The organism is Microbacterium sp. C23T (assembly GCF_053345975.1).
Genome location: NZ_JBKFBD010000001.1, coordinates 1 through 12,466, shown reverse-complemented (window position 1 = coordinate 12,466; position 12,466 = coordinate 1). Strand labels below are relative to the sequence as shown.

8 protein-coding genes and 1 pseudogene are annotated in these 12,466 nt (G+C 71.7%); 4 read left to right on the top strand and 5 right to left on the bottom strand.

Annotation, left to right across the window (positions count from 1 at the left end; translation table 11 throughout):
• Positions 1-2: 2 nt before the first annotated feature.
• The 3 genes from ACLBXX_RS00045 to ACLBXX_RS00035 all read right to left on the bottom strand — a co-directional run bounded on the left by ACLBXX_RS00045 (position 3) and on the right by ACLBXX_RS00035 (position 3,349).
• Positions 3-851 (bottom strand): energy-coupling factor transporter transmembrane component T, encoded by an 849-nt coding sequence (locus tag ACLBXX_RS00045; protein WP_447656276.1) that lies wholly within the window; start codon positions 849-851, stop codon positions 3-5.
• Positions 848-2,716, bottom strand: a complete 1,869-nt coding sequence (locus tag ACLBXX_RS00040; protein ID WP_447656275.1) for an ABC transporter ATP-binding protein — start codon at positions 2,714-2,716, stop codon at positions 848-850. The genes ACLBXX_RS00045 and ACLBXX_RS00040 overlap by 4 nt, the downstream gene beginning before the upstream one ends.
• Positions 2,717-2,797: 81 nt before the next feature.
• Entirely contained in the window at positions 2,798-3,349 is a 552-nt protein-coding gene (locus ACLBXX_RS00035) for an ECF transporter S component (RefSeq protein WP_310287520.1), read from the bottom strand.
• A gap of 139 nt (positions 3,350-3,488) precedes the next feature.
• On the opposite strand from ACLBXX_RS00035, the gene ACLBXX_RS00030 reads away from it, so the two are divergent.
• Positions 3,489-6,509: a S8 family serine peptidase gene (locus ACLBXX_RS00030; RefSeq protein WP_447656274.1), complete on the top strand. Its 3,021-nt coding sequence runs from the start codon at positions 3,489-3,491 to the stop codon at positions 6,507-6,509.
• Positions 6,510-6,686: 177 nt separating this feature from the next.
• Here the strand turns inward: ACLBXX_RS00030 and ACLBXX_RS00025 are convergent, their stop codons facing one another.
• Both ACLBXX_RS00025 and ACLBXX_RS00020 read right to left on the bottom strand, forming a co-directional pair.
• Positions 6,687-7,673 (bottom strand): pirin family protein, encoded by a 987-nt coding sequence (locus ACLBXX_RS00025; protein WP_447656273.1) that lies wholly within the window; start codon positions 7,671-7,673, stop codon positions 6,687-6,689.
• A gap of 14 nt (positions 7,674-7,687) precedes the next feature.
• The gene (locus ACLBXX_RS00020; RefSeq protein ID WP_447656272.1) at positions 7,688-8,008 is read right to left on the bottom strand and encodes a GNAT family N-acetyltransferase; all 321 of its coding nucleotides are present in this window, start codon (positions 8,006-8,008) and stop codon (positions 7,688-7,690) included.
• Between the two features lie 172 nt (positions 8,009-8,180).
• Here ACLBXX_RS00020 and ACLBXX_RS00015 point away from each other — a divergent pair, with 172 nt between their 5' ends.
• From ACLBXX_RS00015 to ACLBXX_RS00005, 3 genes and pseudogenes are all read left to right on the top strand, one after another.
• Positions 8,181-9,020, top strand: a complete 840-nt coding sequence (locus tag ACLBXX_RS00015; RefSeq protein ID WP_387143356.1) for a GDSL-type esterase/lipase family protein — start codon at positions 8,181-8,183, stop codon at positions 9,018-9,020.
• 148 nt (positions 9,021-9,168) lie between these two features.
• The gene (locus ACLBXX_RS00010) at positions 9,169-11,742 is read left to right on the top strand and encodes a DEAD/DEAH box helicase (protein ID WP_447656271.1); all 2,574 of its coding nucleotides are present in this window, start codon (positions 9,169-9,171) and stop codon (positions 11,740-11,742) included.
• 246 nt (positions 11,743-11,988) lie between these two features.
• Positions 11,989-12,466 (top strand): annotated as a pseudogene (locus ACLBXX_RS00005) (hypothetical protein); the annotation flags it as partial.

Genomic DNA, 12,466 nt, shown 5'->3' with positions numbered 1-12,466 from the left:
GGTCAGAGGCCCCAGGGGAAGAAGACGGCGAACAGTGCGGCGGACGCGAGCCAGAAGGCGAGCACGAACACGGTGTCGCGCACGCGCCACGGCACGAGGTACCGCTCGGTGCGGTCGGGGTGCGCGCCGAACGCCCGGGCGTCCATCGCGAGGGCGACCCGCTCGGCGTGACGGATGGCGCCGGCCATGAGCGGCACGACGTACCCGAACCAGCGGGCGATCGCGGCGAAGGGCCCGCGTCCGCCGTGGGCGCCGCGCACGCGATGCGCCTGGCGGATGACGTCGAGCTCGTGCCCGAAGCGCGGCACGAAACGGAACGCCGCCAGCGCCGTGTACCCGATGCGGTAGGGCACGCGCAGCTGCTGCACCGACGCGCGCACCAGGTCGGGTCCGCTGGTCGAGAGCCCCGCGATGAGCGTGAGGGCGAGGATCGCGGCGAGGCGCAGACCCGTGGCGAAGCCCACTTCGAGCGCGCCGCCGTACATGGTCCAGCCGCCGAGCTGCCACACCACGACCGACTGGTCGACCTTCGAGGCATCGGTCCACAGCGAGAACCCGAAGCCGATGACGAGCGCGCTGAGCGGCAGCGCGAGGAACAGGATCGCCGCGAGGCGCTGCGTGAACGACACCCCCACCAGCAGCACGACGTACGCGAGCGCGAGGAACGCGGCAGGGGTCGCGAGATCCCGCACGAACACCAGCAGCGCCATCGCGGGCAGCGGCGCGGCGAGCTTCGCGAGCGGGTTCATCCCGTACAGGAAGCGGACAGCGGATGCCTCGACCCGCCGCGCGTACGGATCGAACGTCGAGTGCGCAGCCGTCGCCGCGGTGAGCGGGCCGGTGTCGGTCACGCGGCACCTCCCGTGGCGTGCGGGGCCGGAGTCGCGCCGTGTCTGAACTCCTCAGTTTCTGCGACAGCAGGGGCCGGATCGACGTCTTCGCGCGGGTGCCCGCCGAATCTGAGGAGTTCGGACCGCGCGGCGGCGGAGCCGGGGAGGTCGGCGAGGCGGGCGATCCGGGAGAGCTCGGGATGCCGCTGCACGCCCTGGAGCGCGCGGCGGAGCGGCGGCGGGCGCAGACCCGCGCGGGCGATGAGCGCGTCGTCGGCGAAGAGGTCGGCGGTGGGTCCTTCGGCGAGCACGCGGCCGTCGGCCAGGATGACGGCGCGGTCCGCGTAGTCGGTCACGAGCTGCATGTCGTGGGTGACCACGATGATCGTGGTGCCCTCGGCGTTGAGCTCGGAGAGAAGGGAGAGGAGCTCGTCGGCACGGGCGCGGTCCTGCCCGAACGTCGGCTCGTCGAGCACGAGCACCGGCGCGCCGGCCACCAGGGCCGTGCCGACCGAGAGGCGGCGCTTCTGCCCACCCGAGAGCAGGAACGGGTGGCTCTCCGCCTTGGCCGTGAGGCCGAACCGCTCGAGGAGCGCCGCGGTGCGGGCGCGGACCTCGTCGTCCGAGAGGTGCTGGCGCCTCAGTCCGTGCGCGATCTCGTCGAACACGGTGTGCGCGATGAACTGATGCTCGGGGTTCTGGAACACGAACCCGATGCGCGAGCTCAGGGTGCGGGCGTCGGCGCGGCCGACGTCGAGCCCGTCGACGTGCACCGTGCCCTTGGGGGGCGAGACGACCCCCGCGAGGGCCTGGATGAGGCTCGTCTTTCCGGCGCCGTTCGCCCCGACGACCGCGACGAACGCCCCGCGGGGGATGTCGAGGTCGACATCGTGGAGCACCTCGGTGCGGCCGCGGCGGAGCGTGAGGCCTCGGACGGTGATGAGGGACTCCGCGCCCCGGTCGTCGAGCGGAGGGCGCTCCGGCGCCCGCAGACGAAGCACTTCGGACTCGCGGTCTCCACCGGGTTCGGCGTCGAGAGCCGCCCGGAGCTCGTCGGGGGTCAGCGGCAGCGGGTCGAGGCGGAAGCCCGCGCGGCGGAGCCGCAGGGCGGCGATCGTCGAGACCGGCAGCCACACGCCCATCGCGTGGAGGTCCTCGGCGCGGCCGCGCAGCACGTCATCCACCGAGCCGTCGTCGACGATCAAGCCGTCGTGGTCGAGCACCACGACCCGGTCGACGAAGCCGACGGCGGCGTCGAGGTTGTGCTCGACGAGGAGGATCGCCCGGTCGCCGGCTGCGACGAGCTCGGCGAGGGCGGCGTAGACCTCCTCGATCCCGGCGGGGTCGAGATTGGCGGTCGGCTCGTCGAGCACGAGGAGCGGCGATCCCATGGCGAGGGCGCACGCGATCGCGAGCCGCTGGCGTCCGCCGCCCGACAGGCGGTCGGGGTTCTCGCGTCGGCGCTCCCAGAGGCCCACCCGGCGGAGAGCCTCCTCGGCGCGGGCGAGCACCTCGGCCACCGGCATCCGGAGATTCTCCGGCCCGAAGGCCACTTCGTCGAGGAGCGTTCCGGTCACGAGCTGTGCGTCCGGGTCCTGGAAGACCATGCCGACGCGGGTGCTGAGCTCGGCGACGGGCGTCGCCTGCGTGTCGAGTCCGTCGACCTCGACCGATCCGGTGACGGTCGCCGGCACGGCCTGCGGCAGCAGCCCGTTGAGGGCAAGCGTCAGAGTCGACTTGCCGGACCCACTGGGGCCGAGCAGCAGCACGACCTCGCCGGGGGCGACGTCGAAGGAGACGGATGCCGGCGCCGGGGTGATCTCGCCGTCGTGGGTGATGCCGAGCTCGCGCACGCGCAGCAGCGGCACGGCAGGAGACACGGGCATCCGATCGTCGAGGGAAACTTAGCCTTCCCTAACCTACCGGCCGACCGCGCGGCGGCGAAACGGCTCCAGGCGACGGATGCCTCAGAGCTGACTGCGCCGGGCGACCCCCGCGCGCCGCAGCGCGGAGCCGATCGCGAGACCCACGGCGGTCCATGCCACCGGGCCGACGATGAACAGCGCCACGTAGACGATCTGACCCCACAGGGGGAAGCGGGTCACGTCGGCCGCGAACCAGATCGCGGCCGCGATGACGGCGCCGACGATGACCGCCGAGAGGAAGAAGCGCCACGGCTCCCAGCGCTTGTAGCGCGAGGTCGCGGCGATGATCTCCTGCAGTCCCCCGATGAGGAGGGCGGTGCCGATGTAGCGGCCGATCCAGAGCGGCACGACCGCGCTCGCGACGAGGGCCGCGACCATGTGCGTGATCAGCGCGACCCACGGCCGGCGCAGCAGTTCCTGTGCCACGACACCGGGCAGCACGTGCACGCCGAGGACGAGTCCGTAGAGGATCGGCGCACCGGCCGAGACGAAGCCGCTGATCGCTCCCGCGCCCGCCTGCAGAACGCCGGTCGCGACGCCGATGGCGGCGCAGGTGAGCAGAACGCTCGTCGAAATCCGGGTGCGGGCAGCCACCTGCCCAGCGTACTGGGATGCGGCCTCGCGATTCTCACTGAGCTCTCATTAACTGAGATTCACCTGGCAGTTACGTTTGAATCCGCTGCGCCCCGACGATGTGGCGCAGCGACTCCCCACATATCAATGGAGGCCACGTATGGGTCGATCCTCCGTCAGAGCAGCCGCGGTCGTCACACTCGCCGCACTGTTCACGGGCACCGCCACCGCCAGTTTCGGCAGCGTCCCGGAGGAGGTGAACACCCCGACCCCCATCAACGCCGAGGATGGCCAGTACATCGTCCTCCTCAAGGACGCGCCCCTCGCCACCTACGAGGGCGGCACTACCGGCATCCAGCGCACCAAGCCCGACAAGGGCAAGCAGCTGGACGCCAATTCGACGAACTCGAAGAAGTACCTCGCGCACCTGAAGAAGCAGCAGGCGGATGTCGCGGCCGAGGCCGGCGTCACGCCTCAGCAGTCGTACGGCGTCACCGTCAACGGCTTCAGCGCCGCGCTGACGGCGAAGCAGGTCGCCGAGCTGAGCGCAGACAAGGGCGTGCTGGGCGTCTTCCCCGACGAGATCCACCACCCCACGGCCGCCGTCCCCTCGACGGAGTTCCTCGGCCTCGGTTCGAACACGACCGGCACGGGCGGCATCTGGGATGCCGTCGGCGGCGTGGGCGAGGCCGGCAAGGGCGTCGTCGTCGGTGTGATCGACACGGGCATCGCGCCCGAGAACCCCTCGTTCGCGGGCGACCAGCTCAAGAAGAAGGGCGCGACGGGCGTCCCGTACACGGAGAACGGCGACACGATCGTCTTCGACAAGGCGGACGGCGGCCAGTTCCGCGGACCGATCACGATCGCCCAGAGCTGGGACAAGCGCCACTACAACACCAAGCTCATCGGAGCGCAGTACTTCTCCGCGGGTGCGGCGGCGTCGGGCTTCGACTTCAGCTACGACTTCCTGTCGCCCCGTGACGGCGACGGCCACGGCTCGCACACCGCGAGCACCGCGGCCGGCAACTTCGGCGTCGACGCGTCGGTCGAGGGCATCGGCTTCGGCAAGATCTCGGGTGTCGCGCCGGCGGCCAAGGTCGCGGCGTACAAGGCCTGCTACGTCGGACCGGACGACCTGGTCACCACCGACGACATCTGCGCAGGCAGCGACCTGATCGCGGCCATCGACAAGGCCGTCGCCGACGGCGTCGACGTGATCAACTACTCGATCGGCGGCGGCGCGGCATCCACCGTGCTGAGCGCCGACGACTACGCGTTCCTCGGCGCGGCCGCGGCGGGCGTCTTCGTCGCGGTGAGCGCCGGCAACGACGGCCCGGGCGCCTCGACCGCCGACCACGGTTCGCCCTGGTACACGACGGTCGCGGCATCGACCATCCCGACCTACGAGGGCACGGTCAAGCTGCCCAACGGCTTCCAGGCCGCGGGCGCATCGGTGACGGTGCCGTTCGGCAAGGAGCTGACCGGACCGGTCGTCTACGCGGGTGACATCGCCAAGGCGGGCGCGGCGCCGAACGAGGCGGCGCTGTGCTTCCTCGGGACGCTCGACCCGGCCAAGGCTGCGGGCAAGACGGTGATCTGCGACCGCGGCACCAACGCCCGCGTCGAGAAGTCGCAGGAGGTCAAGGCAGCGGGTGGCACGGCGATGATCCTCGTCAACGTGACCGCCGGATCGCTCGACAACGACTTCCACTCGGTGCCGACCGTCCACATCGACGCGCAGTACCGTGCCGCGCTGCTCGAGGACGTCCGCACCGCGGGTGCCGGCGCGACGGCGACGCTCGTGGGCGACAACGTGACCGGCAAGGTGACCCCGACCCCGCAGATCGCGGGCTTCTCGAGCCGCGGCCCGATCCTCGCGGACGGCCGTGACGTCATCAAGCCGGACGTGTCGGCTCCGGGCGTCGCGATCCTCGCGGCCACCCACAACGGTCCCAAGGAGAAGCCCACGTTCGGCTTCAAGTCGGGCACGTCGATGTCGTCGCCGCAGGTGGCCGGCCTCGGTGCGCTGTACCTCGGCGAGGAGCCGCTGGCGTCGCCCGCGAAGATCAAGTCCGCGCTCATGACGACGGCGTACAACCTCGTCGACGCGAACGGTCAGCAGACGGCCGACACGTTCGCGCAGGGTGCGGGTCACGTCGACCCGAAGCGGTACTTCAACCCGGGTCTCGTGTACGAGAACGGCATCGTCGACTGGGCCGCGTACCTCGAGGGCGCCCTCGGGCAGGACTACTTCGACGGCGTCGACCCGATCGACCCGAGCGACCTGAACATCGCCTCGATCGGCATCGGCGCGCTCGCGGGCACGCAGACGATCACGCGCACGGTGACGGCCACCACGGCCGGCACCTATACGGCGTCGGTGAACGTCCCGGGCGTGAACGCCGTGGTCGAACCCGCGACGCTCGACCTCGAGGTCGGCGAGTCGAAGTCCTTCACGGTGACCTTCACGACGGCCGGTGCGTCGCTCGAGAAGTGGGCGACCGGCTTCCTCACGTGGACGGGCGCCGGCAACACGGTGCGCTCTCCCATCGCGGTCTACCCGGTCAGCGCCGACGCGCCGCCGACGGCGGCGGGCACCGGCGCCGAGGGTGACCTCGACATCACCGTGACCCCGGGCTTCACCGGGCAGCTGCCGCTGACGGTGCTCGGCCTCGCCAAGGCCGACGTGCTCATCGACGGCACCGAGAAGACCGGCGAGGCGAACGGCGGCACCACGAACGTGCTCATCCAGGTACCGGCGGGCATCGATGTGGCGAAGTTCGCGCTGAACTCGTCGGTCGACACCTCGGGCACCGACCTCGACCTCACGGTCTACCGCGTGGTGAGCCCGACCGACCTGCGCTACTACGAGCGCTGGCAGTCGGCCACGGCGTCCGCGGACGAGGCGGTGCAGATCACGCATCCGACCGCCGGGTACTACGTGATCTCGGCCAACGTCTACGCGTTCACCGCGCCGTTCACCTGGACGGCGACGAGCGCGCTCGTCGGCCCCGGCGGCGTCGGCTCGCTCACCGCGAACCCGAGCACGCTGGCCGCCCAGCAGGGCACGCCCGCGACGTACAACCTGTCGTGGTCGGGTCTCGACAAGGGCAGCTACCTGGGCGTCGTCCGCTACGGCGACTCGCAGGTGCGCACGGTGGTCTCGGTCGACGTGCCGTAACCCCTACCGATACAGCGGGGGCGCCCGGGCTTCGGCCCGGGCGCCCTTCGCGTCTGTGGATCGTGGTCCCCACGTCCCCTCCAGGCGCCGCTGGCGCGTCGCCCCGAGCCTCCGGGCGCGCGGGCCCAGCTGCGGGCCGCAGCATCCATTCCCTCTGAAGCTCGTCCCCGCCCGGGGTTACAGGCGCCGGCGCCGCCGGGTCAGGCGCACGGCGGGCATGGGCGGAGCGGGGATGCGCTCGTCGCCGTGGTCGACGACGCGGCCGAAGCGGTCGGAGCCCGCCTCCCAGGCCTCGCGGGCCTCGACGATCTCTTCGTGGGTGCGGCCGACGAAGTTCCACCACATCACGACGTCGTCCTCGAACGGTTCGCCGCCGAGGAGGAACAGCGTCGCCCCGGCCGGGCTAGAGATCACGACGTCGTCGCGGTGCGTGCCGAGGTAGAGGAGGTGCGCCGCGTCGACCACGACGTCGTCGCCGGTATCCGCCGCGACGGTGGCCTGTCCGTAGACGGCGACGAGCGCGTGCTCCCACGCGGGGTCGAGCGGCACCGTCACCGTCGAGCCCGCGGGGATCCGCAGCTCAGCGCCGACGATCGGCGTGTAGACGGTGGCCGGCGACGCGACGCCCGCGAGCTCGCCGAGCACGACGGTGGCCGAACCCGCGTCGCCGGTGACGGGCGCGAGCTCCACCTCGGGCAGCACCGCATGCTGCTCGAACGAGGGTCCGCCGTGGCGACGCGACTCGGGGAGCGCCACCCAGAGCTGAAGGGCGTCGAGGGGTGCGGCATCCTCGCCGACCGAGTACTCGGAGTGGGCGATGCCCGCCCCGCTCGTCATGAGGTTGAGGGCTCCGCGACGCACGACGACGTCGCTGCCGACGGAGTCGCGGTGGCGTACATCGCCGAGGTAGGGCCAGGTCACTGTCTGCAGGCCGATGTGCGGGTGGGGTTCGACGCGCATGCGCGTCTCCTGCGGGCCGAATCGGTCGAGGAAGCACCAGGCGCCCACGAGCGGGAGCTCACGCTGCGGGAGCGCGCGGTGCACCGACATCGCGCGCACGCCGCCGAGCGGCACCTCGCGCGCCTCGAGCAGCAGAGTGCGCGGACCCGCACACTCGACCGCGGATTCGGTGGCGACCGCGTCGTCGGCGTCCAGTCGGGTCATGTCGCCGGCCCCGATCACTCCGGGTGCGGCTGGTCGGGCCACTCGATCGTGAGCCCGGGTACGTCGTGCGTACGGAGGTACTTCACCACCACCGGGCAGTGCGGCACGACGGTCTCGTCCCGGCGCGCGACATCCGCCATCGCCTCCGAGACGACGATCTGCGCGAGACCGCGGCCGCGGAAGGCGGGGTCGACCTCGGTGTGAGGGAAGTGCAGCCGGCCCTTCGGGTCGATGCGGAAAACGGTGAAGCCGGCCAGCACATCGTCGACGTGCACCTCATAGCGGCGATCCTCGTCGTTGCGGGTCACGATGGTCTGCGTTTGCGTCTCGGTCACTTCAGTCCCTCCGTCGTCCTTCTCAACGTACGGGTCCGCCGCGCGATTCCGCCACCGCGCGCACAGGCGGACCCCTGGCGGGACGGTTGCCAGGGGTCTATCGTCGGCCTCGTCCGCACTCTGCGCGGGCCGATTCGGGGGAATCGATCCGGTGAGGATTCGAAGGGGAATCATGAAACGACGCATTCTGGCCGCGCTCGCGGCCGTCGCACTGGGGGCCGTCGTGCTCGTCGCGGGGGCGGCGGGGCCTGCCACGGCCTCGCCGCTGCTGGTCGCCAAACACGTCGCCCTCGGCGACTCCATCGCCGCGGGCCAGGGTGGCGGCGTCCCACTGGACGCCTGCGCCCGGACGGGCGGAGGGTACGCGGCCCAGCTCGACCAGGCGCCGAAGTTCAACCTGCTGCGAAACGCCGGATGCTCGGGCGCCACGATCGCCGACACCATGGCGCAGCTGTCGCAGGTCAACCGCGGCACGACTGTCGTCACGCTCACCGTCGGCGCGAACGATCTCGACCTCGACCAGGTCTACGGCGCCTGCGCGGCAGCCGCGGCGGGCGGAGACCCTGCGCCGTGCCTCGCTGCGATCCAGATGGCGGTCGGTTCCGCGCCGGGGATCGTGATGCCGCTCAGCTCGCTGATCGGATCCGTCGCCCAGCGCTCGCCGAATGCGACCATCGTCGTCACCGGCTACCCGCACCTGCTCGCGGCGCCGCCCGGCGCCCCGCAGTTCGCCCAGCTCGCCGCCCTCGTCGCCGCGGTGAACGGTGCGACCGACGCGCTCAACGCCGCGATCCAGGGCGCCGTCGGCGCCGCCGCAGCGGGCGGCGCGAACGTGCACTACGCCGACGTGGTCGACGCGTTCGCCGGGCACGGCGTGCAGCTCGTGCCGGGCGTGCCCAGCGACCCGTGGTTCGGGCTCGACCCGGTGGGCGACCCGGCGGGCTACCTGCACCCGACGTACGCGGGGTACACCGCCTACACCGACGTGATCCTCGGGGTTCTCGGGCGCTGACTCGAGGGATGACGGATGCCGCGACCCGCGGCATCCGTCATCCCGACGTGCGTGCGAAGCGCAGGGGGACGGCGGCGACCGCCGGGACGGATGTCCCCACGTCCTCTCCTCGGGGCGCGTGGGCCCAGCGGCCTGGCAGACTCAGACGGTGACGCTTCTCGAGACCATCAGTGCCGCGGCCGAGGCCTCGGGTGCGCCCGCGGGGGCGCCCGACGCCGACGCGCTGTACGACGCGTTCGTGGAGTGGGCGGGGGATCAGGGCTTCGCGCTGTACCCGGCGCAGGACGAGGCGGTCATCGAGATCGTGTCGGGCTCGCATGTGATCCTGTCGACGCCGACGGGCACGGGCAAGTCGCTGGTGGCGGTCGCGGCCCACGCGGCGTGCGTCGCCCGTGGCGGTCGCACCTACTACACCGCGCCGATCAAGGCGCTCGTGAGCGAGAAGTTCTTCGCGCTCGTCGAGATCTTCGGTGCCGCGAACGTCGGCATGGTGACCGGCGACTCGTCGGTGAATCCGGATGCCCCGATCGTGTGCTGCACCGCGGAGATCCTCGCGAACCTCTCGCTGCGGCAGGGCGCGGATGCCGCGGTCGACCAGGTCGTGATGGACGAGTTCCACTACTACGGCGACCCCGATCGCGGGTGGGCCTGGCAGGTGCCGCTGCTGCTCCTGCCGCGCGCGCAGTTCGTGCTCATGTCGGCGACACTCGGTGACGTCACGACGATCGCCGAGGACCTCGAGCGCCGCACCGGTCGCACAGTCTCGCGCATCACCGGCGTCGAGCGTCCGGTGCCGCTGCACTTCTCCTACGCGCGCACGCCCGCGCACGAGACCGTCGAGGAACTGCTGCAGACCGGCGAGGCGCCGGTGTACATCGTGCACTTCTCGCAGGCCGCCGCGATGGAGCGGGCGCAGGCGCTGTCGTCGATCAAGGTCGTCTCGCGTGAGCAGCGGGACGCGATCGCGGAGGCGATCGGCGGGTTCCGCTTCACCACCGCGTTCGGCCGCACGCTCTCGCGCTACGTGCGTGCGGGCATCGGCGTGCACCACGCGGGCATGCTGCCGCGCTACCGCCGGCTCGTCGAGACGCTCGCCCAGCGCGGCCTGCTGCGCGTGATCTGCGGCACCGACACCCTGGGCGTCGGCATCAACGTGCCGATCCGCACCGTGCTCATCACGGCGCTGTCGAAGTTCGACGGCACGAAGATGCGCCAGCTCTCCGCGCGCGAGTTCCACCAGGTCGCCGGGCGCGCGGGACGCGCCGGCTACGACACCTCGGGCACCGTCGTCGTGATGGCGCCCGAGTGGGAGATCGAGAACGAGGCCGCACTCCGCAAGGCCGGCGACGACCCCGCCAAGCGCAAGAAGATCGTGCGCAAGAAGGCGCCGACGGGCGTCGTCAACTGGGGCCTCGGATCGTTCGAGCGCCTCGTCGAGGCCGAGCCCGAACCCCTCGTGCCCCAGCTGCAGCTCACCGCCGCGATGCTCATCAACGTCATCGCCCGCGGCGGCGACGTGTTCGCGAATGTGCGCAGCCTCGTGTTCGACAACCACGAGCCGCGCGCCCGGCGGTACGAGCTCGCGCGGCGCGCGATCGCGATCTTCCGGACGCTGCTGACCGCCGACGTGGTCGAGATCGACCGCTCGGCGGGTCCGGATGCCTCGGAGCCCAGCATCCGTCTCACCGTCGATCTGCAGCCCAACTTCGCGTTGAACCAGCCGCTGTCGCCGTTCGCCCTCGCCGCGATCGAGCTGCTCGACCCCGACGACACGTCGACAGGCTCAGTGACCGGTGGCGGCACGGGGACGGGGCATTACGCGCTCGACGTCGTGAGCGTCATCGAGGCGACGCTCGACGACCCGCGGCCGATCCTGTCGCAGCAGGAGTTCAAGGCGCGCGGCGAGGCCGTCGCCGCGATGAAGGCCGACGGCATCGAGTACGACGAGCGCATGGCCCTCCTCGAAGAGGTCACCTATCCGAAGCCGCTCGAGGAGTTGCTCGCGCAGTCGTACGAGGTGTTCGCGTCGAGCCAGCCGTGGGTGCGCGACTTCGAGCTGTCACCCAAGTCGGTCGTGCGCGACATGTTCGAGCGGGCGCTGTCGTTCTCGGAGCTCATCTCGCTGTACCAGCTCGCCCGCAGCGAGGGACTGGTGCTGCGGTACCTGTCGGACGCGTACCGTGCGGTGCGCCAGACCGTGCCCGCGGAGGCGCAGACCGATGATCTGCACGACCTGGTCGCGTGGCTCGGCGAGGTCGTGCGGCAGGTCGACTCGAGCCTCGTCGACGAGTGGGAGGCGCTGATCAACCCTGTCGACGATCCGTCGGCGCCGGTGGTTCCGCCCGCCCCGCCGTCGGTGCTCACCAACCGCCGCGCGTTCGGAGTGCTGGTGCGCAACGAGCTGTTCCGGAGGGTGCAGCTCGCCGCGCTGCAGCGCGACGAGGAGCTCGTCGAGCTCGACCCCGAGGTGGACTGGCCGGCCGCGCTCGACGCCTACTTCGACGACCACGACGAGATCCTCACGGGGGGCGCGGCCCGGTCGCCGCGACTCGTGACCGTGGACGAGACGGATGCCGCGGAGTCGGGGCTCTGGCGCGTGGAGCAGACGATCGACGACCCGGCGGGGGATCACGACTGGCGCATCCGCGGCGTGGTGGACCTCGCCGCGTCGGAGGAGGCGGGCACCGCAGTGGTGCGGGTGACCGAGGTCGTGCGGCTGTAGCCCGCACGCGTCGATTGTGCCCATCGCACAACGAAACTGAGTCTCAGGGCACCTGAAACTGGGTTCCTTCGACGACGACCGTGTGCGTGACTCGCGCCGTTCATACACTGCACTCGCGACAGCAGGCCGGACCCCTCCGACGAAGGCGGGATCCGACACCCTGCCGCTGTGTCGCCGCGCGGCCGGATCACCGGTCGTCGACGTCTACCGCGCCTACCCCCCAGGCGCTGAACCGGAGTGCTCTCAATGACGAGAACAGAAACCCACACCCACGGCGTCGGCATGCGTGTCGCCGTCATCGTGCTCAGCGTGGCCCTCGCGGCCATGATCCTGCTCTACTTCGTGACGACGTCGCAGATCGCGAGCGGATCGACGAAGCTCGCGGACGGCGCCGGCCAGGCGCACGAGGGCTCGGCCGAGCTCGCCGCGGGCGCGTCCGAGCTCGCGGCCGGCGCCGGTGACCTCGCCGCCGGCGCATCGGATCTCGACGACGGCGCCGCGTCCGCGAGCGCCGGTGCCGCACGCCTCGCGAACGGCGCCTCATCGGCCGACGCGGGCGCGCAGTCGCTCGCGACCGGAGCGGCCAGCCTGCAGTCGGGCGCGCAGTCGCTGGCGAACGGAGTCGGCACGCTCGGCACGGGCACGCGCTCCGCGGCCGCGGGGGCCACGAGCCTCGCCGCCGGCGCGAGCCAGGCCGCGGACGGCGCGGCGCGGCTGGCGGGGC